Annotated in this window: 20 protein-coding genes; 2 read left to right on the plus strand and 18 right to left on the minus strand. The window is 63.4% G+C overall.

Translation table 11 applies throughout. The annotated features are described in order from the left end of the window. Window positions 1-18: 18 nt before the first annotated feature. The 8 genes from CHB97_RS21225 to CHB97_RS21260 all read right to left on the minus strand — a co-directional run bounded on the left by CHB97_RS21225 (window position 19) and on the right by CHB97_RS21260 (window position 7,296). Window positions 19-1,200 (minus strand): 1-deoxy-D-xylulose-5-phosphate reductoisomerase, encoded by a 1,182-nt coding sequence (locus tag CHB97_RS21225; RefSeq protein WP_371333130.1) that lies wholly within the window; start codon window positions 1,198-1,200, stop codon window positions 19-21. After that, complete coding sequence (locus CHB97_RS21230; protein ID WP_089290081.1) at window positions 1,182-2,006, minus strand: phosphatidate cytidylyltransferase; 825 nt, start codon at window positions 2,004-2,006, stop codon at window positions 1,182-1,184. Before CHB97_RS21230 ends, CHB97_RS21225 begins: the two co-directional genes overlap by 19 nt. 2 nt (window positions 2,007-2,008) lie before the next feature. Continuing rightward, window positions 2,009-2,749, minus strand: a complete 741-nt coding sequence (locus CHB97_RS21235) for an isoprenyl transferase (protein ID WP_089290022.1) — start codon at window positions 2,747-2,749, stop codon at window positions 2,009-2,011. Window positions 2,750-2,780: 31 nt separating this feature from the next. Beyond that, the gene (gene frr / locus CHB97_RS21240) at window positions 2,781-3,338 is read right to left on the minus strand and encodes a ribosome recycling factor (protein WP_089290023.1); all 558 of its coding nucleotides are present in this window, start codon (window positions 3,336-3,338) and stop codon (window positions 2,781-2,783) included. Between the two features lies 1 nt (window position 3,339). Further along, a complete protein-coding gene (gene pyrH, locus CHB97_RS21245; RefSeq protein WP_089290082.1) occupies window positions 3,340-4,065 on the minus strand; it encodes a UMP kinase in 726 nt (241 codons plus the stop codon). Window positions 4,066-4,205: 140 nt separating this feature from the next. Further along, complete coding sequence (gene tsf / locus CHB97_RS21250) at window positions 4,206-5,129, minus strand: translation elongation factor Ts (protein ID WP_089290024.1); 924 nt, start codon at window positions 5,127-5,129, stop codon at window positions 4,206-4,208. Between the two features lie 154 nt (window positions 5,130-5,283). Further along, the gene (gene rpsB, locus CHB97_RS21255) at window positions 5,284-6,063 is read right to left on the minus strand and encodes a 30S ribosomal protein S2 (protein WP_089290025.1); all 780 of its coding nucleotides are present in this window, start codon (window positions 6,061-6,063) and stop codon (window positions 5,284-5,286) included. 252 nt (window positions 6,064-6,315) lie between these two features. Then, window positions 6,316-7,296 (minus strand): tetratricopeptide repeat protein, encoded by a 981-nt coding sequence (locus CHB97_RS21260; RefSeq protein WP_089290026.1) that lies wholly within the window; start codon window positions 7,294-7,296, stop codon window positions 6,316-6,318. 192 nt (window positions 7,297-7,488) lie between these two features. Here CHB97_RS21260 and CHB97_RS21265 point away from each other — a divergent pair, with 192 nt between their 5' ends. Beyond that, on the plus strand, window positions 7,489-8,052 hold the full coding sequence (locus tag CHB97_RS21265; protein WP_089290027.1) for a hypothetical protein: 564 nt from the start codon (window positions 7,489-7,491) through the stop codon (window positions 8,050-8,052). A 24-nt stretch (window positions 8,053-8,076) separates the two neighbouring features. Here the strand turns inward: CHB97_RS21265 and CHB97_RS21270 are convergent, their stop codons facing one another. The 3 genes from CHB97_RS21270 to CHB97_RS21280 all read right to left on the minus strand — a co-directional run bounded on the left by CHB97_RS21270 (window position 8,077) and on the right by CHB97_RS21280 (window position 15,039). Continuing rightward, window positions 8,077-10,893: a calcium-binding protein gene (locus CHB97_RS21270; RefSeq protein ID WP_089290028.1), complete on the minus strand. Its 2,817-nt coding sequence runs from the start codon at window positions 10,891-10,893 to the stop codon at window positions 8,077-8,079. Between the two features lie 94 nt (window positions 10,894-10,987). Then, window positions 10,988-14,476, minus strand: coding sequence for a DNA polymerase III subunit alpha (dnaE, locus tag CHB97_RS21275; protein WP_089290029.1), 3,489 nt, complete (start codon window positions 14,474-14,476; stop codon window positions 10,988-10,990). Between the two features lie 80 nt (window positions 14,477-14,556). After that, a complete protein-coding gene (locus CHB97_RS21280) occupies window positions 14,557-15,039 on the minus strand; it encodes a hypothetical protein (protein ID WP_089290030.1) in 483 nt (160 codons plus the stop codon). Between the two features lie 45 nt (window positions 15,040-15,084). Between CHB97_RS21280 and CHB97_RS21285 the strand changes: the two genes are divergently transcribed. Continuing rightward, complete coding sequence (locus CHB97_RS21285; protein WP_089290031.1) at window positions 15,085-15,933, plus strand: helix-turn-helix domain-containing protein; 849 nt, start codon at window positions 15,085-15,087, stop codon at window positions 15,931-15,933. A 36-nt stretch (window positions 15,934-15,969) separates the two neighbouring features. Here CHB97_RS21285 and CHB97_RS27065 read toward each other — a convergent pair whose 3' ends face one another. The 7 genes from CHB97_RS27065 to CHB97_RS21320 form a co-directional block, all read right to left on the minus strand. Further along, window positions 15,970-16,662 carry an RT0821/Lpp0805 family surface protein gene (locus tag CHB97_RS27065; RefSeq protein ID WP_305764487.1) on the minus strand — a complete coding sequence of 231 codons (693 nt, stop codon included), beginning with the start codon at window positions 16,660-16,662 and terminating at the stop codon, window positions 15,970-15,972. Between the two features lie 124 nt (window positions 16,663-16,786). Next, window positions 16,787-17,665, minus strand: coding sequence for a DNA-3-methyladenine glycosylase (locus CHB97_RS21295; RefSeq protein WP_089290032.1), 879 nt, complete (start codon window positions 17,663-17,665; stop codon window positions 16,787-16,789). Window position 17,666: 1 nt separating this feature from the next. Continuing rightward, window positions 17,667-18,380 carry an ABC transporter ATP-binding protein gene (locus CHB97_RS21300; RefSeq protein ID WP_089290033.1) on the minus strand — a complete coding sequence of 238 codons (714 nt, stop codon included), beginning with the start codon at window positions 18,378-18,380 and terminating at the stop codon, window positions 17,667-17,669. Then, window positions 18,373-19,629: a lipoprotein-releasing ABC transporter permease subunit gene (locus tag CHB97_RS21305; protein WP_244559650.1), complete on the minus strand. Its 1,257-nt coding sequence runs from the start codon at window positions 19,627-19,629 to the stop codon at window positions 18,373-18,375. The genes CHB97_RS21300 and CHB97_RS21305 overlap by 8 nt, the downstream gene beginning before the upstream one ends. Continuing rightward, window positions 19,622-20,860: a lipoprotein-releasing ABC transporter permease subunit gene (locus CHB97_RS21310; protein ID WP_089290034.1), complete on the minus strand. Its 1,239-nt coding sequence runs from the start codon at window positions 20,858-20,860 to the stop codon at window positions 19,622-19,624. Before CHB97_RS21310 ends, CHB97_RS21305 begins: the two co-directional genes overlap by 8 nt. A 112-nt stretch (window positions 20,861-20,972) precedes the next feature. Continuing rightward, window positions 20,973-21,542 carry a hypothetical protein gene (locus CHB97_RS21315; RefSeq protein ID WP_143271097.1) on the minus strand — a complete coding sequence of 190 codons (570 nt, stop codon included), beginning with the start codon at window positions 21,540-21,542 and terminating at the stop codon, window positions 20,973-20,975. 167 nt (window positions 21,543-21,709) lie between these two features. Beyond that, window positions 21,710-22,918, minus strand: coding sequence for a cytochrome-c peroxidase (locus tag CHB97_RS21320; protein ID WP_244559651.1), 1,209 nt, complete (start codon window positions 22,916-22,918; stop codon window positions 21,710-21,712). Between the last annotated feature and the right edge of the window lie 76 nt (window positions 22,919-22,994).

A 22,994-nucleotide genomic window follows, 5' to 3' on the forward strand; every position in this document is an offset into this window, starting at 1 on the left:
GTATCGTCAGCAGGTGGACTAACCTGCAATTTCGGCAAAGGCAAGGCGCCGCGCTTCCCCATCTGCCGCCATCACATCAGCCAGCGTGCTGATCGACGACGGCCCGAAGCTTGTCAGGGTGCGCTCCACCACGCGGACAATATCCAGGAAGCCGATGCGGCCTTGCAGGAAGGCCGCCACCGCCACCTCATTGGCCGCGTTCAGCACTGTAGGGGCCGCCCCCCCGGCGCGCAAGGCTTCCCTGGCCAGTGTCAGGGCCGGGAAGCGCACAGGATCGGGCGCCTGGAAATCCAGCCGCCCCGCCTTGATCAGGTCCAGCCGGTCGCCCGGCGTGGCGATGCGTTCCGGCCAGGCCAGGGCCACGGCGATGGGCGTGCGCATATCCGGCGTGCCCAGCTGGGCCAGCACGGAGCCGTCAATATATTCGACCAGGCTGTGCACCACTGATTGCGGATGCACCAGCACATCGATGCGGTCTTCCGGCATGGCGAACAGATGGTGGGCCTCGATCAGCTCCAGCCCCTTATTCATCATGCTGGCGCTGTCGACGGAAATCTTCGCCCCCATCGACCAGTTGGGATGGGCGCAGGCCTGGGCCGGATTCATCGCCCGCATCTCTTCCAGGCTCTTTTCCCGGAAGGGTCCGCCCGACGCGGTCAGCACCAGCCGCGATACGCCTTCGCGCCGCTTCTCATCGAACACCTGGAAGATGGCGCTATGTTCGCTGTCGACCGGCAGCAGGGTGGCGCCATGGCGGCGCACGGCCTGCATCACCAGATCGCCAGCGCAGACCAGCACTTCCTTATTGGCGAAGGCCACGGTGGCACCGCGTTCAATGGCGGCCAGGGTCGGGGCCAGCCCGGCGGCACCGACAATGGCCGCCATCACCCAGTCGGCCGGGCGGCGGGCCGCCTCCACCACCGCGTCCGGCCCGGCCGCCGCCTCAATACCCGTGCCGGCCAGCGCCTCACGCAGCGCCGCATAATGGGCAGGGTCGGCCACCACGGCCAGCTTGGCCCGCAGCAGCTTGGCCTGGGCCGCCAGCTTGGCGACATTGGCGTTGGCGACCAGCGCTTCCACCGCGAAACGATCAGCATAGGCGGCCAGCAGTTCCACCGTATTGGAACCGACGGACCCGGTACTGCCCAGCACCGTCACCCGGCGGGCGGGGGCTGTTGACATCACCACCATTGCAACCATTCCCCGGCCAGACCATGGATCAGCGCGAATAGCGGGGCGGCAAAGATCAGCCCGTCAATGCGGTCCAGAATGCCGCCATGACCCGGGATCAGCCGCCCGCTATCCTTCATATCCACCCGGCGCTTCATATGCGATTCGAACAGGTCGCCCGCCTGCCCGGCCACGGCCAGCAGGGCGCCGATGATCAATGCCAGCCAGGGCTTTTCCGCCCCGGCCCAGCTGGCCACAGCAAAACCGGCCAGGGCCGCCGAGACCATGCCGCCGATCAGGCCGGCCCAGGTTTTTTTCGGGCTGATACGCGGTGCCAGTTTCGGCCCGCCAATGGTGCGCCCGGCAGCATAGGCTCCGATATCCGTGGCCCAGATGGAGAGCAGCAGGAACAGGAACAGCGAGAGCCCCGCCGCCCCATTCTCCGTGCGCAGCCAATCCAGCGACACCAGCGACAGGGCGATATAGGGCACGCCGGCTGCCAGCAGCAGCCGGTGCTTCATGCGGGTGGCATGGGCAGCCAGATAAAGCGCCGGGGTAGCCCCCAGGGCCAGCAGCACGGCCGCATGGGCGCCGGAAAACAGATCGGTCGCCACCACGGCGGCAACGGCCACCAGGGAGATGCTGAACGGCAGGCGCTGCTGCCCCGGCTCCGCCAGCCGCACCCATTCGCGCAGCCCCAGCACGGCAATCAGGGCAATCAGCAGATCAAAGGCGATGCCGCCCAGCCAGACGGCGGCCAGCACCGGCGGCCCCAGCAGCACGGCCGATATCGCCCGCAGGGCGAGGTCGGACGGGCGCTTCTTGGGGGGCGGCACGCTCAACGGCTGCCCACCGTGGCGCCGAAGCGGCGATCCCGCCGGTGGAATTCGCGGATGGCGTCCTCCAGATCACGCTTGGTGAAGTCCGGCCACAGCGTATCCACGAAGACCAGCTCCGCATAGGCCAGCTGCCAGAGCAGGAAATTGCTGATGCGCTTCTCGCCGCTGGTGCGGATCATCAGGTCCGGGTCGGGGATGTCCGAGCCGGTGAACAGATGCTGGCTGAAGCTTTCGGCATTGATGTCGCCGGGGCTCATATCGCCCCGCGCCACAGATTCGGCCATGCGCCGGGCCGCATCCACCAGCTCCTGACGCCCGCCATAGGAAAGCGCCAGCACCAGGGTCATGTCCTGATTGTCGGCCGTCAGCGCCTCGGAATTCTCGATCAGTGCCTGGATGTCCGGCGACAGGCGCTGCCGGTCGCCGATCACCCGCAGGCGGATGCCATTCTTGTGCAGCTTGGCAATCTCCCCGCGGAGATAGAAGCGCAGCAGCTGCATGAGGGTTGAAACCTCATCCTCCGGCCGGCTCCAGTTCTCCGTGGAGAAGCTGTAGAGGGTCAGGTAGCGCACCCCCAGTTCGCGGGCGCCCTCAATGGCGTTGCGGACGGCATCCACCCCCCGCTTGTGACCAGCGGTTCGCGGCAAGCCGCGCGCCGTCGCCCAACGTCCATTGCCATCCATGATGATGGCAATATGCGCTGGCGGCGGCCCGAAACCCTGGCTGTCGGTGCCGTGCATGACGGGCCGATCCCTTCCCCTCTGCCGGCCGTCAGACCTGCAGGATTTCCTTTTCCTTGGTGGCCAGCGCCTCATCAATCTTCTTGATATGGGCGTCGGTCACGGTCTGGATCTTGTCCGACAGGCCCTTCAGCTCATCTTCGGACAGGTCGCCATCCTTCTGGGCCTTCTTGGCGGCATCCATGCCATCACGACGTACATTGCGCACGGCAACGCGGGTCTGTTCGGCATATTTGGCGGCAACCTTGGTCAGCTCCTTGCGACGCTCCGAATTCAGCTCGGGAATCGGCACGCGGATGGTGGAACCCTCGGTCTGCGGGTTCAGGCCCAGGCCGCTGTCACGGATGGCCTTTTCCACAGCCTTCACCGTGCTGCGGTCGAACACCTGCACGGAGATCAGGCGCGGCTCCGGCACGCTGACATTAGCCACCTGGTTCAGCGGCACGGTCGCGCCATAGGCCTCGACCACCACCGGCTCCAGCAGGTTGGCGGAAGCACGACCGGTGCGCAGACCGGCAAATTCCTTGCGAAGGGTTTCCAGGGCGCCGGCCATGCGGCGTTCCATGTCCTTAAGGTCGGGAGCGGCCACCTTATGCCTCTTCGGTTATGATGGTGAACTTGCCCTGCCCGCCCATGACCTCGGCGAAGGCGCCGTCGGTCACGATGGAGAATACCAGGATCGGAATCTTGTTTTCGCGGGCAAGCGAGATTGCCGACGCGTCCATCACAGCCAGATCGCGCGACAATACATCCAGATAGGTCAGGCGATCATAGCGGATCGCGTCCTTCACCTTCTTCGGATCGGCGCTGTAGACGCCATCCACCTTCGTCGCCTTCAGCAGCGCATCGCAGCCCATTTCAGAGGCGCGCAGGGCGGCGGCGGTATCGGTGGTGAAGAAGGGATTGCCGGTGCCGGCGGCGAAAATCACCACCCGGCCCTTTTCCATATGCCGTTCCGCCCGGCGGCGGATATAGGGTTCGCAGACGCTGGCCATCGGGATGGCCGACTGCACGCGCGTCGGCACGCCAGCCTTTTCCAGGGCGTTCTGCACGGCCAGCGCGTTCATCACGGTGGCCAGCATACCCATATAATCGGCGGTCGCGCGTTCCATGCCCGATGCAGCGCCGGAAATACCCCGGAAGATATTACCGCCGCCAATGACGGCGCAAACCTCCACCCCCATCTCGATGACTGCCTTGATCTCCCGCGCCATCCGGTCGACGACGTTGGGGTCAAGCCCATATTCCCGTTCGCCCATCAGGGCTTCGCCAGAGAGCTTCAGCAGAACGCGCTTGTATCGGGCGGCAGCGGGCACGGGGTTGGTCCTTTCGATCAGGGAATGCAGGGCAAAACCGGGCGGGAAAGCTCCCCGCCCGGATTGGCAGACTTCTACCGGCGCCCCTTCGAGCACCGGCCTCCTAAATCCCGATTGCGGCGGGATTCAGGCAGTATGCATCAGCGCGCCATCGAGGCCACTTCGGCCGCGAAGTCCGTCGCTTCCTTCTCGATGCCTTCGCCCAGCTGGAAGCGGACGAAGCCGGTCAGCGTCACCGGGGCGCCCACGTCCTTGGCGGCAGCTTCCACGACCTTGCGGATCTTGGTTTCGCCGTCGATGACGTAGAGCTGCTCCAGCAGCACCACTTCTTCATAATACTTGCGGATGCGGCCTTCGACCATCTTCTCGATGATGTTCTCCGGCTTGCCGCTGGCGCGGGCCTGTTCAACCAGAACGGCGCGCTCGCGGTCCAGGTTGGCGGTGCTCACGTCGGCAATGTCCAGGGCTTCCGGACGGGCGGCGGCGACATGCATGGCGATCTGCTTGCCCAGATCGGCCAGCTTGGCCTTGTCACCCGTGGATTCCAGGGCGACCAGCACGCCGATCTTGCCCAGGCCGGGGACCAGAGCGGAGTGAACATAGGAGGCAACGATGCCGTCCTTCACTTCCAGCTTGGCGATACGGCGCAGGTTCATGTTCTCGCCGATGGTGGCGACCAGATGGGTCAGCTCTTCGGCGACGGTGCGGCCGGTGCCCGGATAGGCAGTGGCCTTCAGCGACTCGATGTCGCCGTTGCTCTCAACAGCCAGCTTGGCCACCGTGGTGACGGCGCCCTGGAAGGCATCGTTGCGGGCCACGAAATCGGTTTCGGCGTTCAGCTCGATGGCAGCGCCAACCACGCCGTTGGCGGCAACGCCAACCAGACCTTCGGCAGCGACACGGCCGGACTTCTTGGCGGCGGCGGCGAGGCCCTTCTTGCGCAGCCAGTCGACGGCAGCTTCCGTGTCACCGGCGGTTTCGGCCAGTGCCTTCTTGCAGTCCATCATGCCGGCACCGGTCTTCTCGCGCAGCTCCTTGACGAGCGCAGCAGTGATCTCGGCCATAATTCGCCTCTCTATCCGCTAGGATTGGTGGGTCATCGTCAAAAACAGGTGAGCAACCACCGCAGCGGATGCCGCGATGGTTGCCAACCCCTGAACAGCACAACGGCCGGACCGCCCCGACAATCGGGTACGGCCCGGCCGCGGTCACTCAAACTCAGGCCTGGGCCTCAGCCGCCACTTCCTCGGGCAGCACTTCGACCGGGGCTTCTTCCTGGGCGCCAACATCGATGCCGGAAGCCGACATTTCAGCCTGCAGACCATCCAGCACGGAGCCGGCCAGCAGATCGCAATAGGTCTCGATGGCGCGCAGGGCGTCGTCGTTGCCCGGCACCGGGAAGGTGATGCCGTCCGGATCGCTGTTGCTGTCGACGATGGCGACAACCGGGATACCCAGCTTGTTGGCTTCCTGGATGGCCAGGCTTTCCTTGTTGGTGTCGATGATCACCAGCAGGTCGGGCAGGCCGCCCATTTCACGGATACCGCCCAGCGCGCGCTCCAGCTTATCGCGGTCGCGGGTCATGTTGAGCAGTTCCTTCTTGGTGCGGCCGGAGCCTTCACCAGAAACCAGCGCCTCGTCCATTTCCTTCAGGCGGCGGATGGACTGGGAAATGGTCTTCCAGTTGGTCAGCATACCGCCGAGCCAACGATGGTTGACATAGTACTGGCCGCAGCGCTTGGCAGCCTCGGCCACCTTTTCCTGGGCGGCGCGCTTGGTGCCGACGAACAGCACGCGACCACCGCCGGCGACCACGTCACGAACGGCCTGCATCGAACGATGCAGCATCGGAACGGTCTGCTCCAGGTCGATGATATGCACGCCATTGCGCACGCCGAAGAGGTACGGAGCCATCTTCGGGTTCCAGCGGCGGGTGTGGTGACCGAAATGCACGCCAGCTTCCAGCAGCTGACGCATGGTAAAGGTCGGCATAGCCATAGGAAAAGTCCTTTTCCGGTTCTTCCTCCGTGGGCGACGTCTGCCTGGCACCATGCCACGCAAACACCGGACCGATGCTGATACCCCATGCCAGACCAGCCGACAGGTACAAGTATCCGCACCGCAAGCCCACGTGTGGGATTAACGATGGGCCGTGGAATAGCGCAGGCAGCCGCGCATTGCAACCCCGCCGGCCCACGATTTTAGCCCGCCCGCCCCGCCATCGCCGCATGGCGGACAAAAAACGCCCGCTCAACCGTTGCTTTTCAGCGCTTTCAAGGCTGCCTGCGCTTCCTTGTGCTTCGGTTCCAGTACCAGGGCGCGGCGATACGCCTTTTCTGCCGTCCCCTTATCATCCAGCGCCATGTAGATCTGGCCCAGCCGCCAGTGCGCCGATGCACGATAATCGGTGCCATTAATCCAGGCGCTGCCAGCCAGCAGACGCAGCAGCGAATCACGCCCCGCTTCCAGATTGCGCCCTGTCAGCGCGGCCGCCCGGCCGCGCTGATACAGCGTCAGCGGGTCAGCCGGGTCGAGAAGGGCGGCGCGGTCCAGCGTCGTCAAGGCCGCCTCCCCATCCCCCAACATGCCCAATACCAGGGCCGCGCCGGTCACATCGGCGGCCTCTGTCAGTTTGGGGATCGCCTCCAGCAACAGTGCCCTGGCACTGGCCTTGTCATCGTTCCCGATGGCCAGATTGGCACGCAGCCGCAGATACTGGCCGGCATCCAACCCTTCCATGGCGGCAATCGCCGCCTCCGCCTTTGCCTTGTCGCCCCCAACGATGGATGGTGCGATCATGTAATATTGGGCCAGACAGTTCAACGCCGGCACACTGCGCGGTGCCCGCGCCCGTTCCCCCTCGCACATGGCCAACAGGTCAGCGGCGGCGGATTTCTTGCCAAAGAGCGACGCCTCGTCGATGCGGCGTTTGGCCAGCAACATACGGGCTTCAAATATCGCATCATCATCGGGGTTGGTAGCCCCCAGCCGTTCCCCCAAAGGCAGGCCAGATTCAAAATCACCATACTGCTTGTAGGCCAGCAAGAGCGCGCGGGCTGTGGCCTGATCATCCGGGTTGGCCGCCAGCTTTTCCTGCATGGGTTTGATCACCACCGCTTCCCGGTCATCCGGCTCAACCAGGGTCGCATAATCGGCTGGCACGGGCTGGGAAATGGCAGACCCGGCAAGGACCAGCAACGACAGAAGGGCGACTGGAAACACACGGTGCATGAAGGGCACCCCGAAAGAGGTAGAGGGAAGCGATTATCTGCCCTGTGCCCATGGCGGATTCATGGCGGCATGGGTCCATTTGGACAGGGACGTTTGGGACAGGTCCGCCATGCCTTGGCATCTGGGCATCCGTGCCTTATGGTCCGCGCCAAACAGAAAGAACGCAGCTTCATCCATACAGCTTAAGGTATCATGACCACCCCCGTCACTACGCCTGCCGAGCTTGACCTGTTGACAGGCTTCCTGCGCCTGCAGGCCGAGGGGAGCACACCTGCCACCCCCTATTGGATCAGTGCCGACGCCCTGCCAGAAACGCCGCGCCACCTTCTGGCGCACGACCATGGCATGACCGCCACGCTGGAAGCCTTCTGGGGCGAGCGCATGCGCCTGACCGTGCTGCACACAGCAGAAGAATCAGTGCGCCTGCGTCGCCATGTGCTGTTAAGCGGGGCAGACAGCGGCACCCCGGCGGAGCTGGGGCTGATTGAGATGCATTTGGATGCATTGCCGGCGGCGGCCCTGTTCGCCGTGCGCCAGCGCCGCATCCCCTTCGGGGCCATCCTGTCAGCCTGCGGTGTCAGTTTCCGCAGCCAGCCCGATGGCTTCCTGACCCTTGCCGCGGATGACAGCATCGCCAGACTTTTGCGGGTTGCACCGGGGCAGGCCATCTATGGCCGCGCCACCACGCTGTACGACACAGGCGGCAAGACCCTGGCAACCGCGGTTGAACTGTTAAGCGGCCACCGCCCGGCCTGAACCGGACGGTGGCTGCGCAATTTTTTACGCCCAGTCGCTGTCGGCCAACCCGCGAACGATGCGTCCTTCGTTGTAGCCATATTGCAGATAATGCAGCAGCGGGTTGATGCCGGCTGCCGCCACGTCAGGATTATCGGCAGCATAGGCGCTGACATCAAATGCCGCCGAAGGGTCACGCCCTTCCCGCCAGCCATAGGTGTAATAATGCATGGCGGCGCTGGACAGCACCCCCTGCTGAACCGCGGCTGCCACATCCGGGTTATGGGCCAGATACCAGTCGGTGTCGAAGAAGGCATTGGCGTCCCGCCCCTCCGCAAAGCCGGAGCGCACATAATGCTCATACCCGCTGGCCAGATCACCCACGCGGACAGAGGCCGCAACGTCAGGGTTGGCCGCCAGATAGTATGATTCGTCAAACCCATAGGCCAGCAGGCCTTGATCGACATAGCCAGCCCGGCCCTCCGCCCGGCCCGCCACCTGATAATGGTGATAGCCACTGGTGAAAATGCCCTGGTTCACAGCAGCGCGGACATCCGCATAGCGATCCAGATAGGCACTTTCGCTGAAGCCATTGCCCAGATTGTCCGAAACGGCATTGGGCTGGCGTCCCTCTGCCTGACCATAAAGCTGGAAATGTTGCGCCCCGCTTTGCAGCAAGCCCTGCGCCACGACATCGGCCACGTCGGGATTTTCCGCCAGATACCAATCCTCATCAACCGTGGTTGATGGCACGACGGAGGTCAGGTCGGGATCGGTCAGCAGGACGATGCGATCATTCAGGCGCAGCAGTTCGATGCCAGAGAGAACATCCGCCCCCTCCCCATTGGCCCGGTTGTCGATCACCTGCACCACGCCGGTCGCATCGCGCAGAATGGTCACATCGGCGAAATTGGCCTCCATACCGGCGGCCTGGGTGCCGCTGCCGCCGATGATCACATCATTGCCCTTGCCGCCGATCAGCAAAGTGTCGATGGCCGCGCCCCGCACGATATCGGCATTGGCCGTACCCTGGCCATTGGTAATGGCAGTGGGGGCCAGGACCAGACGGTTGCCGCCCGAAATGCTCAACAGCGCGCCGGTGCCGAGACCGGCGATATCGACGGTGTAATCAGCCCCCTCTACATCGTCCGCCCCGACATAGAGCCGAACCATGCCGTCCGCCAAGTTTTCATAACGAATCTGGCCCAGTTGCAGGCCGGAACCGTTCCCCGCCTGATAACTGGTGATGGATAGTTCTGTTGCCTCAAGCCGATGGGTGAAGGAGAGTTGATCACCCGCATGGAAATCCGCCACATAATCTGTGTCGTCGATACTTCTCCGGCCGCCCAGCACGAACAGGTCATCACCCGTGCCGCCCCAGAGCGTATCATTGCCCGTACCGCCGTTCAGTATATCAGCGCCACCGCAAGCTTTAATAAGGTCGGCACCAGCGCCACCGTTCAGCGTTTCGCTTCTGTTGCCGCCGGTAATGATGTCGGCATAGCGGGTGCCCGTGACCTGAACCTCTTCAATGGAGATCAATTGATCATTGTCACCATTATCAATGGTAATGTTGTTGTCCGTAACGGTGATGGCCACCGCATAGGCATTTTCTGAATAGTCCAAAGCGGCCCGATCAAACCCGGCCCCACCATCCAGCAGGTCGCTGTCGCGACCACCCACAAGCAGATCGTCACCGGCACCGCCGCGTAACGTATCGCCCCCCCAGCCGCCATAAAGCGTGTCTTGGAGATTACCCCCGGTGATGGAATCAGCGCCGCGATTACCGGAGGCCAAATTACGGACCTCAGCTGCACCCGTCAGCACATTGTCATAAAGGGTACCGTTGCTGATCTTGTATTCAACACCATTGATGATCGCCCGTTCGACATCAATCAGATAAACTTCGTCTTCCACCGCAGAAGACACATAATAGGTGTTGATACGAACACCACTCATTTCCTCTTCGTTGAATTGCGCAACGATGGAATGGGTACGGGCACCATTGGCGGGGTCATAAGTGATTTCAGCCGTGTCAGACCCCGCCCCGCCATAAAGAATACTGTATCCGCCAAAATTTTGCCGCATCACATCATCGCCAGCCCCACCATCCAGCGTGTCGCTGCCGGTCAGGCCGATTATTGTGTCGTTGCCACCCAAACCGGCAATGCTGTCATTGCCGGTGGTACCGGTCAGCAGATCGGCCCCCTCTGTCGGCGTGACAGAAGCCTGGGAAACCAGCGTCACGCGCCCAGTGGCACTGTCTGCAATGGTGAAAGCGCTGGCGGCATAACTGTTTGAAAGCGTGTATCGGTAGCCGACGATGCTGGAAACGCCCAACCCCAGATAGGTGGTTCCGTCGGCATTGCCGGCTACCTGCAACTCCCCATCAAAGGCGCTGCGGCGAACGCCATCATAGATGCTGGTAACGGGAGCACCGAACTGGATCGCATCACCAACGACGAAATCTGTGATCACATCAGCCGGCGGCATATATTGCGTGCCGCTGTTATAGGCGATGAAGTCGTCAGCACCACCCCCGCCCGTCAGGCTATCCGCCCCGGCACCACCGATCAGCGTGTCATTACCAGAACCGCCCACCAGCGTATCATCCAGCCCCGTACCAATCAGGCGGATGCCGCCAGCCACATCGGCTGTCAGGGAAACTGCCATGCCGCTGACGGCAGAGGCATCAATCTCCTTCAAGGGCAGGGTGATGCCGTAGGTGTCAACAGCAACCCCACCCTCCGTCACCAGCAGAGAGCCATTAACATAGCTGACGGCAACAACCCCGGTGGCGGTGCCAGACAGCTTCAACCCATTACCGCCAGTAACAGACTGGCTGGTGACGACAATGCCCATGATACGTTTCCCCGTTGACCGATTTTATCAATCAGGGGCACGGTAAGTGAGTTACTTAACAAGTGCAATCAGACTGAAGTGGTAGACAGCCCCTCTACAACTCCAGCACCTCCACCACCCCATGCAGGGATTTGATGGCAGCGCGACCGGCGCTGTCGATCTGGAAGGTTTTCGGCAAGGCGATCTCCACCTCCCGCAGGGCGTCCATTTCCACGGCCAGCATCACCTTGCCGCGTCCCGGTGGCAGGCGGGACAGGGTGTTCTTGATGCCGTCCACGGCGCGCACATCATCCACCAGAATGCGCAAGCCAGCGGCGGTCTTGGAGACCTCCTCCTCCAGCAGCTGCACACCATGGCAGGTCAGGCGGATTTCCTCCCCATTGCGTTGGGCATCCACCGATACAAGCACGGCCTTGCCCGCCTCCAGCATCTCCCGGCTCTGGGCCAGCGTTTCCTGGAACAGGGTCACTTCGAACACGCCGGTGGCGTCCGACAGGGTGACGAAGGCGAAGCGGTTGCCGCTTTTGGCCGTGCGCTCCTGGCGCGCCACCACGATGCCGGCCATCTTATAGCGGGTTGACTTGGAATCGCGCATGGCCTTGGGCAGATCGGCATGTTTCACCACCCGCATCCGGGTCAGGGCGGGCGCAAACGTATCCATCGGGTGGGCCGAGAGGTAGAAGCCAATCGCCTCAAACTCGTGCCGCAGCTTTTCCAGCGGTTCCCAGTCCGGCACCTTCGGCAGGTCCGGGGCCTTCAGCGCCTCGGTGGCACCGAACAGGCTGGCCATGCCGCTTTCCCGTTGCTGCGCTTCGGCCTGGGCGTAGCGCAGCACGGTTTCCAGCCCGGCGAAAAGCTGCTGGCGGTTGCGCGACAGGCTGTCGAAGGCCCCGGCGCAGACCAGCTTTTCCATCATCCGCTTGTTCATCACCGTGTGATCAACCCGGCGGGCAAAATCAAACACATCCTTATAGGGGCCATTGGCGCGGCGTTCGGCCACCACCGATTCCATGGCCTGCGCCCCCACCCCCTTGATGGCGGCAAGCGCATAACGCACCGCCCGGCTGCCATCGGGCAGGGTTTCCACGGCGAAGCGGGCGGCAGAGGCGTTCACATCCGGCGGCAACAGCTTGATCCGCAGCCGCATCAGTTCCTGGCGGAACTGGTTCAGCTTGTCGGTATTGCCCATATCATAGGTCATGGTGGCGGCCATGAACTCGACAGGGTAATTGGCCTTCATGAAGGCCGTCTGATAGGCGACCAGCGCATAGGCCGCCGCGTGGGATTTATTGAAGCCGTAACCGGCGAATTTATTCACCTGATCGAAGATCAAGCCGGACTGTTCTTCCGGCACGGCCAGCTTTTCAGCCGAACCAGCGATGAATTTCGCCCGTTCCTTCTCCATCTCCTCCTTGATCTTCTTACCCATGGCGCGGCGCAGCAAGTCAGCACCGCCCAGTGAATAACCGGCCAGCACCTGGGCGATCTGCATCACCTGTTCCTGGTACACCATGATCCCGAAGGTTTCCTCCAGGATGGGCTGCAGGGCCGGATGCATGTAATCCGGCTCTTCCTGCTTGAATTTCACCTTAATATATTTGGGTATATTATCCATCGGGCCGGGACGATAGAGCGATACCAGCGCGATAATGTCCTCAATCCGGTTCGGCTTCATGCGGCGCAGCACGTCGCGCATCCCCGAACTTTCAAGCTGGAACACCCCGGAACTCTCGGCCCTGCCCAGGATATCGTAGGACTTCTTGTCCTCCATATCCAAATCCAGCAGATCCAGTTCCGGGCCCAGATCGCGCACATGGTCGACCGCCGTTTTCAGCACGGTCAGCGTCTTCAGGCCCAAAAAGTCGAACTTCACCAGACCTGCCAGTTCGACATATTTCATGTTGAACTGGGTGACGGGCATGTCGGACCGCGGGTCGCGGTACATCGGCACCAGTTCATAAAGCGGGCGGTCGCCGATCACCACGCCGGCGGCGTGGGTGGAGGCATGGCGGTAGAGCCCTTCCAGCCGCAGCGCGATGGTCAGCAGGCGGGCCACCGTTTCATCCCCGCGCTGCATTTCCTGCAATTGCGGCTCCCCGTCCAGCGCCTGTTGCAGGGTGACGGGATTGGCCGGGTTATTGGGGATCAGTTTGCAGATACGGTCAACCTGACCATAGGGCATCTGCAACGTGCGCCCCACATCGCGCACCACGGCGCGGGCCTGCAACTTACCGAAGGTGATGATCTGGCCGACCTTGTCGTACCCGTATTTCTGCTGAACATACTTGATCACCTCTTCCCGGCGATCCTGGCAGAAATCGATATCGAAGTCGGGCATCGACACGCGTTCCGGGTTCAGGAAGCGTTCGAACAGCAGGCCATAACGGATCGGGTCCAGGTCGGTGATCAGCAGCGACCAGGCGACCAGCGATCCGGCACCCGAACCACGGCCCGGCCCCACGGGAATGCCGTGATCCTTGGCCCATTTGATGAAGTCCGACACGATCAGGAAGTAACCGGGGAACTTCATCTTGATGATGGTTTCCAGCTCGAAATCCAGCCGTTCCCGGTATTCCTTCTCGATCTTCTCCTTCTCGTCCTGTGCCATGCCGCTGGTGAACACATATTTGTTCAGGCGGTAGGTCAGGCCGTCATGCGCCTGGATGCGCAATTCATCAGGTTCTTCACGCCCGCCCTCGCTGGCAAAGGGCGGCAGGATCGGGTTCACCTTGCGCGGCATGTAGGCGCAGCGCCGGGCGATGACGACGGTATTGTCCACCGCCTCCGGCAGGTCGGCGAACAGTTCCCGCATCTCGGCGGCGGTCTTGAAATAATGCTGCGGGGTGACGCGGCGGCGATCCTCCTGCATCACATAGGCACCATCGGCGATGCAGAGCAGCACATCGTGCGCCTCGTACATGTCCGCCGTGGCGAAATAGGCATCGTTGGTGGCGACCAGCGGAATATCGTGGGCATAGGCCAGATCGATCAGATCGGGCTCCACCTTGGCTTCCGCCTGCCCGATCGGCCCTTCAACATGGCGCATCAGCTCAATATACAGCCGGCCGGGGAACAGGGTTTTCAGCTTTGCCAGCAGGTCCAGCGCGTGGGGCTTCTGCCCATCCAGCAACAACCGGTTCAACCCGCCGCCGAACCCGCCGGTCAGGCAGATCAACCCATCGGTCAACCCCTCCATATCCTCCAGCGATACCTGGGGCAGCAGGCCCGGATCGGTTTCCATAAAGGCCTTGGAAACCAGCCGCATCAGGTTGCGGTATCCCTGCTCGCTCTGCACCAGCAGGACAAGCTGGTCAGCCCCCGGCCCCAGTACCCTTCCCGCCACCCTTTTCAAGGGGCCGAAGGGGGTGATCCACATCTGGCAGCCGATGATGGGCTGGATACCGTCGTCGGACGCCGCCATGGCGAATTCCAGGCAGCCGAACAGGTTGCCGGTATCGGTGACGGCCACCGCCGGGAAGCCGTGCTTCTTGCACAGCTTCACCAGTTCCTTGGGCTTGATCGCGCCTTCTGCCAGCGAATAGGCGGAATGGACGCGCAGATGGATGAAACCGGGGTCAGACAAGGCGGCAACGATCAGGCTACGGAACGGGATTGATCCAGACCCTACCGCAAAGCGGGGGCCGGATGCGACTCCCCCGTCGGTTAATCCCGGCCCCGCAGCGCCCGGCGCATCCACAGGCCACAGCCGATATCCGTGGCGGCGGCCAGCAGCAGCGCCGCCTCCCCCGCCAATGTCAGGTGGCCCCAGCCGATGCCCAATAGAACCAGGGTGGAGGCCCCTGCCGCGAAGGCCAGTAGCGGTGCCACCCCCGCCGCACTGCTGCGTGCCAGCAACCACAACACAGCCCCCAGCGCTAGGCAGGAAAGCCCCAGGCCGCGCAGCAGCCAGGCGATCTCCAGCATCACTGCCACCAGCGGGTCAACGAAGGCCAGCGGGGCGATCCAGGCCGGCAGCAGCAGCAAATCCAGCCCCAGCAGGGCAACGATGACGGCGTAAATCCGCACCGGGCGGTGGGCGGCAGCGGGTATCTCGGCAGGCAGGCCGCTCTGGTCGAAACTGGTCATGGCATCCTCCATCACAGGGTTGATGGTGCCATGCTCCACCCACAGCGCAAGGGGCCGCAATTACCAGCCAAGTAATGGACGTCCCATCGCCACCATGTCACCGTAATGACCATGATGATACCCAACCGCCCCACCCCATCATCCCTCGCCATCCGCCGCCCAACCGGCGGATTCGGCCCCCTGCTGCGCCAATGGCGACAGGCACGCGGCACCAGCCAGCTTGATCTGGCGCTGACCTGCGCCACCAGCCAGCGGCATCTCAGTTTCCTGGAATCGGGTCGGGCAAGGCCATCAAGGGGCATGGTGCTGCAATTGGCTGAAGCGCTGTCGGTGCCCTTGCGGCACCAGAATGCCCTGTTGCTGGCCGCCGGTTTCGCCCCGGCATGGGAGGAAAGCAGGCTGGAAGGGGCGGCGATGGGGCCGGTGCGCGCCGCCATCGCCCATATGCTGGCCGGTCAGGCACCCTATCCTGCCATTCTGGTGAACCGCACCTATGACCTGCTGCAGGCCAATGCGGGTGCCACGAAACTGCTGGGCTTTTTGCTGGGGGCCGAGACGGAGACGGAGGCGGAGGCGGCGCCATCGCCCAATCTGGTGCGCCTGATGCTCAGTCCCGCGCTGCGGCATCTGCTGGTGAATTTCGAGGAGGTGGCCGCCTGGATGATCCGCCGCATCCGGGCAGAGGCCATGCTGGCCGATCCGCTGGGGGCAGATCCTGGCTTGCTGGCCCTGCTGGATGACCCGGCGGTGGCGGCACTGCGGCCCGCCGATCTGGAACAACGCCCGGACAGCCCCACCCTCTACCTGCGTTTCGCCAAGGATGGGGTGCAGTTGGCGCTGTTTTCCGTCATCGCCATGCTGGGCACCCCGTTGGATGCCGGCCTGCAGGATATGCGGATTGAACTGTTCTACCCGGCAGATGCGGCAACGGCGGACTGGTTCAAAACGGATTAGGCCGGGGCAACCATTTGTCGCCCCGGCCAACCCGAATTACTGCTGATCGTTCACCACCTGCCAGGCACCGTCCGGCATCCGGCAGGCCGTGCCATAGGCGTCTTCCGAACGACCGCCGATCATCACCGTCTGCTGGAATTCCCGGCAATAGGAGCCGGTGGCAGTGCGGCCTTCGCGCAGGGCCACCACCTGGCCATTGGCCCCGCTGTCCGACCAATAGATCGGCTGGCCGATGGGGGCGGCGGTGGCGCGGATCTGTGCATCTTCCAGCGCGCGCTGCTGGTTCTCGTTGATATTGTTCAGCATGGCCAGCGTGATGCCGGTCAGGCCCAGCCACAGCAGAGCATCATCATCCCGGCGATAGTGGCCATAACCATTGTACCAATGGCCATAGGGGCGGACCACCACCACATCACGGTAAACCCGGCGACGTTCCGGCGGGATATAGTAATTCACCACCGGGCGATGTCCGCGATCCCACCAGCCCGGCGGCGGACCGGGGCGATAGACATGCACATCCTCACGGACATAGACGTCCCGGCGACGATCCGGGCCATGCCAGTCACGGTCGCGGTTCCAATCCCGCCCGCGATCATCATCCCGGTGATCATGCCAGCCACGGCCCCGGCCATCATCATCGTCACCCGGACGCGCAAGAGAGGGCGGCACGGCAAGGGCCAAGATCAGACCGGCCGTCATGGCGATGGACGTGAATTTGCGGATACGCATGGCAACCTCACCTCAACAGGCCCGCCAGGGGGCCTTGATCATGCTTACTATGAACCGCGGTCACGGCAAAATCTGGGCATGATCAGGGTGAAGAAGCGGTTTCACGGCCCCTACCCCCTTTTCGTTACCCCGCCGACCAGCCGGCCCAGAGATGCGCCGTTGCCAGCGACCGCCAGGGCGCGAAACGGCGCATCATCTCCCCCTGTTCTACGGGTGTGGGTCGCCTTTCCATGCGATTGAAATTCTGCAAGGCTGCCGCCAGCCCGGCGTCACCCAGGGGGGCGATATCCGGCATGGCGCAGGCCCGCAACAGCACATAGGCGCGTGTCCAGGGGCCGATGCCCTTGATACCGGTCAGCGCCGCCTCTGCCGCATCGGGGGCCAGATGCGGCAGGCTTTCATAATCCACGCCCGCACTGGCGGCAGTGATCAGATAAGCCGCCTTGGCGCGGGAGAATTTCAGCCGGCCCAACAGGTCCGGGTCCAGGGCGGCAATCCCGGCGGGCGTGGGGTGGGCCTTCATGCCCGAGGGATGGTCCAACCCCGCCAGTTCAATCAGCGTGCGGCGCAACTGCCCGGCAAAGCGCAGATTCACCTGCTGGCCGACAATGGCCCAGCACAAGGCCTCAAACACGCTGGCCGTCTGGGGCAGGCGCAGACCGGGGCCGCAGCGGGACAGCAGGCGGGCCACCTCCCCATCCGCTGCCGCCAGCGCCTCAAACCCCGCCCCGTCCAGGGCCAGGCCCAGCATTCGGCTGGCAGCATCGGCCAGGGCCGCCACCTCCCCCGCACTCAGGTCTGCCGGGTCGGCGGAAAGCCGTGCGACATCGGCTCCGATCTCGATCTCCAGCCGGATGGCACGGCCGGCCGGGGCCAGCAGCTTGGTGATGCGGTTGCCCGCCACCCGTTCCGACAGCCCGTCCGGGTCGCGGCCATGATATGCGAGCACCCAATCGGCGCGGTATCCCGCCGGCAAATCCAGGTCCGGCAGCGCGCCCGCCATCTCAGCGTTCCACCAGCACGCCGTCGCGCATTTCCACCACCCGGTCCATGCGCTGGGCCAGTTCCATATTATGGGTGGCGACCAGGGCCCCCAGCCGGGCCCCGCCCGCCGCTTCGCCGCGCACCAGTTGCTGGAACATGGCGAAGACCGATTCCGCCGTGTGCAAGTCCAGATTGCCGGTCGGCTCATCCGCAATCAGCAGGGCCGGGCGGTTGGCCAGGGCGCGGGCAATGGCCACGCGCTGCTGTTCCCCGCCCGACAGCTTGGCCGGGCGATGGTCGGCCCGCGCCGCCAGCCCCACCCGTTCCAGCAATTCCCGCGCGCGGATTTCCGCCCGTTTGCGGGCCACACCGCCAATCATCTGCGGCAGCACGATATTTTCCAGGGCGGAGAATTCCGGCAGCAGATGGTGGAACTGATAGACAAAGCCGATGCGGTCCCGGCGCAGCGCCGTGCGCCCGGCATCATCCAGCGCTGACGCCAATTGGCCAGCAATATGGATTTCCCCGCCATCGGCCCGTTCCAGCAAGCCCGCGATCTGCAACAGGGTGGATTTGCCGGCCCCGGACGGGCCGACCAGGGCCACCAGTTCGCCGGCCTTCACGGCGGCATTCACCCCGCGCAGCACATCCAGCCTTTTTTCGCCTTGCGCGAAGGAGCGGCGGATACCGTTCAGGGAAAGCACAATATCGGTGCCGTTCATCGCCTCACTCATAACGCAGCGCCTCCACAGGGTCGAGCCGGGCAGCCCGCCAGGAGGGGTAAAGGGTGGCCACAAAGGACAGGGCGACGGAGGACAGCGCCACCAGCGCCACCTGCACCGGGTCCGTCCAGCTTGGCAGGGTGGACAGGTAATAGATATCGGCGTTGAACGGGTCGGTGCCCGTCACTGCCTGCACCAGTTGGCGCACATCTTCCACATGGTGGGAGGCCAGCACGCCCAGCGCCACCCCGGCCGCCGTGCCGGCAATGCCGATGGAGGCACCGGACAGCAGGAAGATACGCAGCACCATGCCGCGCCCGGCCCCCATCGTGCGCAGGATGGCGATTTCCCGCCCCTTGTCCTGCACCATCATGATCATGCCGGAAATGATGTTGAAGGCGGCCACGATGACGATCATGGCCAGGATCAGCGTCACCACATTGCGCTGGGTTTCAATGACGCTGAAAAAGGCACCATTCACCTGCTGCCAATCCTGCGCCAGCAAGGGTTCCGACAGGCTGACGCTGACCGCCGGGTGCAGCCCCGGTGCCTTGGCCGGATCATCCAGCATCAGTTCCAGGGTGGTGATCGTCTCCCCCAGTTCAAAGAAACTCTGGGCGGCGGGCAGGTCCATCAGCACCAGGGTGGCATCAAATTCCGACACGCCCAGCGCCAGAATGCCAACAACCGGGAAGCTGCGTGACCGGGGTGCCCCTTCCGTGCCAATGCGGGGGCTGAGCAGGGTGATGCGGTCGCCCAGCTTGATGCCGCCCCGTTCGGCCAGCTTGGCCCCGATGGCCACCCCGTCGCCTGCCGGCAGGGTGCCCTGCTTCAAGGAACCGGCGAAGGCCGGGCGGCGGGCGATATCCGCCGCGTTCAGCGCCTTGACCAGCACGCCGCCGGCATAATCGCGGATGGAAAGCAGCCCCTGCCCGTCAATGGCCGGCATCACCCCCGCCATGCCGGGCAGGGCCGACAGGCGGCGCATGTCATCTGCCGGCGGCACGAAGGGGCCGTTGGGGGAAAACACCATCAAATGGCCCTGGAAGCCCAGCACACGGGACAGCAGATCGCGCTGAAACCCGTTGAACACGGCAAGCGACACCAGCAGCGTCGCCACCCCCAGCGTGATGCCCAGGAAGGAGAAACCGGCAATGACGGAGATGAAGCCTTCCTGCCGCCGGGCGCGCAGATAGCGCCCGGCGATCCAGCGTTCCACAGCGGAGAACATGCCGCCTGCCTTCTGCTTTGTCTCAGCCATGGCGCAGCGCCTCCACCGGGTCCAGCCGGGCGGCGCGCAGGGCGGGGTAGATCGTCGCCCCGATGGACAGGAACAGGCCCAGCCCCAGCACCAGCATCACCTCCCCCCAATCAATGATGGCGGGCAGGCCGGTCAGAAAGGCGATCATCGGGATATTGGCCGCCCCCGGCAGCGATGACAGCGCCGCGCCAATGGCCTGCACATTCAAGGTCAGCACCAGCCCCAGGCCAAAGCCGATCAGCGTGCCAAACGCCCCGATGGAGGCACCGGCCAGCAGGAACACCCGCAGGATGGAACGCTGTGCCGCCCCCATGGTGCGCAAAATGGCAATCGCCGCGGATTTGCCGCGCACCAGCATGACCATGGAGGAGATGATATTGAAGCTGGCCACCAGGATGATCAGCGTCAGCACAATGAACATGGCCACCCGCTCCACGCCCAAGGCCGTGACCAGGGAACCATTGGCCTGCCGCCAGTCGGTAACGCGATAGCCAGGACCGACCGCCGCCGACAGGCTGGCATGGAGGGCGGTGACATCCTGCGGGTTCTGCACAAAGACATCGATGGCGGTGGCCTGTTCCGGCAGACGGAAGAAACTCTGCGCCGCCCCCAACGGCATATAAAGGCTGGCGGCATCCTGATCGGGCATCCGCACATCCACCACCGCATAAACGGGGAAGGATTTACGCCGCAGCATGGTGCCGAACGGGGTGGGCGTGCCCTTGGGGCTGATCAAGGTGACTTCGCCACCGACCGAAATACCCAGCGTGCGCGACAGGCCAAAGCCCAGCGCCACCCCATCATCCCCCAGATCGGGCAGGCCCCGGATGACCGAACTGCCGACAATGGGCCGGCGCTTGAAATCTTCCGGCAGCAGCCCGCGCACCTTCACGCCCGTGGCCCGGCCATTGACGGTGGCCATGGCCTGGCCCTCCACCACCGGCATGGCCATCACCACGCCCGGCGTGGCCGCCAGCTTTTCCACCAGGATCGGATAGTCGGGAATCGCCCCGCCATCGCGGGTAATGCTGGCATGGGCGCCAATGCCCTGGATACGCGCCACCAGTTGCGCCCGGAACCCGTTCATCACCGACATGACGATGATCAGCGTCGCCACCCCCAGCGCCACCCCGACAAAGGAAAAGCCGGCAATCACCGACACCGTGCCTTCCTGCCGCCGCGCCCGCAGGTAACGGAAGGCAACCAAGCGTTCAAACGGCGTGAAGATCATGGGCTCTCAAAAGGCAAGGGGCACCGGGCGGGTGCGGGTTTAACCTTGCTTATAGGCGGAAATGGGGCGGGGGCGGAAGGGGGTGGGTTATAGAGAGTGGGTGCCCCCTCTTTCACAACGCTCCTTTGGAAAGGTCCATCCCCACATCCTGTGCAATCAGCTTATCCAACCCCAACCCGCGGACAGCAGCACCTGCCGACAATTCATTCAGCGAATAGCCGGTTTTACCCGCCGCCAAATCCTGGTTCAGTTGATCCAGTGACGCGCGGCGATACTCTGCCGATGCTTTGGAGATGGCATCAAAGTCAACGTTGCCGCCATTTTCAAAACTATTCAGCATCTGCCCCAAATCAGGCCCAGCCTGATTACCGCCAGCTTGGCCTCCCGCTGCGGCATCAATGGTTTGATTATTCTGAAGTTTCGCAAAATAATTAAGGGCATTGGCCAACGTATCCTGCGAAATGCTACCCGCCGATACCAGCTTTCCCATCAAATCCTTCGTCTCGTCCGACAGGCTCCCAAACAGAGTAGCGGCGGAGGGTGTGAGGCTTTTGGCAAAGTCGCTTAACTGGACATTAATGGCAGCCGCACTTTCTGCAGGCGGCAGCACAGAACTATCGGCTTGCCCCGGCGTAAAGGTCAACGGGGACGCATACAATTTACTGACCGAAGACACAGACATTTCCACCCCCAGCAAAATGCCAGATGATGGTATCGCGAATTCAGAAAAACATGCAGAAAATTCGCTTGGCGCATGTTGAAATTACAACCACTGAAACATCACCACATTTACAGAATACATATAAATTATTTCACCGCCACAAGGCATAATTCAAAATAAACACCAAATCATTTTCCACCCCACCCATCCGTCAACGTCCCCAGAAAAGCAACAATATCGGCAATCTCCGCTTCGCTTAGCGCTGGCTTGTCACCAACCTTGCCGCCAAAAGGCGGGTCCATGTTCAGGTTAGCGCGATAGGGGGCGGGCAGATCGTCAAACGCATCCACCGTGCCATCTTCTTTGCGCGGAAACCAACGGGCGGGGTCGGTATCGCGGGTGGCGTAGAAGCTGACGGCCTGGGTCAGGTCAGTAAACACCCCGTTATGGAAGAAGCGCTTGCGCAGGGCGACATTGCGCAGCGACGGCGTGCGAAACAGGCCGCAATAATCCGCACGGGCCTTGAAATCCGTCCGGTCGGGGCCGCACAGGCCCAGATCGAAAAAGGCCGGATCGGCATTGGCGGGGATGGCGCGGTTGCGCGGCACGCCCAGCGCGATCAGGCCGTAATCGGTGAATTGCGGCGGCGTGCCGTCCATATCCACCGCACTTTTATGGCACGACGCACAATTGCCCTTCGCCTCATCATTGAACAGGGCCAGTCCCCGCGCCTCCTGCGCCGTCAAGGTCGCCTTGCCCTGAAGATAGGCGTCGTACTTGCTGCTGTAGGGATAGAACAGCGCGGGCGTTTGCTGGAACACCTCCAGCGCCGACAGGGCAATGGTCACCAGCGCCTCATCCTGGGTAAACGCCCCCTTCCCCGCCAACTGGCGCAGCAGCCCGGCATAGGGGGCAGCGCGCAGGGCCTTTGCCACCGATGCCGGGCCGGAGGCTGCCATCTCCACCGGGGAGTAAAGCGGGATGCGCGCCTGATCGGCGGTGCGGTCCACCCTGCCATCCCAGGTCAGGCCGCCAGACGGGCCCCCATCCACACTGTCATCGCCATAGGGATCGGTATCGAACATATGTTCGTTGAAGGCCGGCACCGTCTGGGTATAGGTCAGCGACGGCACCGCCCGGTGGCCGAACAGCGACAGGTCCGGCCCGCCCGGCTCCACCGCCCGCCCGCTGACCGGGCCGAAGGCGTTGCCCGGCACATGGCAGGAGGCGCAGGCCAGCTTGCCGGACGCCGACAGGCTGGGATCAGCGAAGATCGCCCCGCCCGCCTGCCGGAGCAATTCAACCCGCGCATAAACCTCCTGCCGCGTCATGGCAGCCGCCCCACCGGCCAGCAACACCAGGGCGGCCAGCCCCGCCAACACCCGCAACCCACGCACCCTCACCCTCCCCAGACGCCATCGCCCCTTCTTAACGCCCAATCATGATCGATCAACGAAACTGCGACATCTTGCG

It is taken from the genome of Azospirillum sp. RU38E, assembly GCF_900188385.1.
In the GTDB taxonomy this organism is placed as follows: domain Bacteria; phylum Pseudomonadota; class Alphaproteobacteria; order Azospirillales; family Azospirillaceae; genus Niveispirillum.

Coding starts and splice junctions, on each gene's coding strand:
- CHB97_RS21225 (WP_371333130.1), bottom strand. CDS start 1,200: ATGGTTGCAATGGTGGTGATGTCAACAGCCCCCGCCCGCCGGGTGACG.
- CHB97_RS21235 (WP_089290022.1), bottom strand. CDS start 2,749: ATGCACGGCACCGACAGCCAGGGTTTCGGGCCGCCGCCAGCGCATATT.
- tsf (WP_089290024.1), bottom strand. CDS start 5,129: ATGGCCGAGATCACTGCTGCGCTCGTCAAGGAGCTGCGCGAGAAGACC.
- rpsB (WP_089290025.1), bottom strand. CDS start 6,063: ATGGCTATGCCGACCTTTACCATGCGTCAGCTGCTGGAAGCTGGCGTG.
- CHB97_RS21260 (WP_089290026.1), bottom strand. CDS start 7,296: ATGCACCGTGTGTTTCCAGTCGCCCTTCTGTCGTTGCTGGTCCTTGCC.
- CHB97_RS21265 (WP_089290027.1), top strand. CDS start 7,489: ATGACCACCCCCGTCACTACGCCTGCCGAGCTTGACCTGTTGACAGGC.
- CHB97_RS21270 (WP_089290028.1), bottom strand. CDS start 10,893: ATGGGCATTGTCGTCACCAGCCAGTCTGTTACTGGCGGTAATGGGTTG.
- CHB97_RS21285 (WP_089290031.1), top strand. CDS start 15,085: ATGACCATGATGATACCCAACCGCCCCACCCCATCATCCCTCGCCATC.
- CHB97_RS27065 (WP_305764487.1), bottom strand. CDS start 16,662: ATGCGTATCCGCAAATTCACGTCCATCGCCATGACGGCCGGTCTGATC.
- CHB97_RS21295 (WP_089290032.1), bottom strand. CDS start 17,665: ATGGCGGGCGCGCTGCCGGACCTGGATTTGCCGGCGGGATACCGCGCC.
- CHB97_RS21300 (WP_089290033.1), bottom strand. CDS start 18,380: ATGAGTGAGGCGATGAACGGCACCGATATTGTGCTTTCCCTGAACGGT.
- CHB97_RS21305 (WP_244559650.1), bottom strand. CDS start 19,629: ATGGCTGAGACAAAGCAGAAGGCAGGCGGCATGTTCTCCGCTGTGGAA.
- CHB97_RS21310 (WP_089290034.1), bottom strand. CDS start 20,860: ATGATCTTCACGCCGTTTGAACGCTTGGTTGCCTTCCGTTACCTGCGG.
- CHB97_RS21315 (WP_143271097.1), bottom strand. CDS start 21,542: ATGTCTGTGTCTTCGGTCAGTAAATTGTATGCGTCCCCGTTGACCTTT.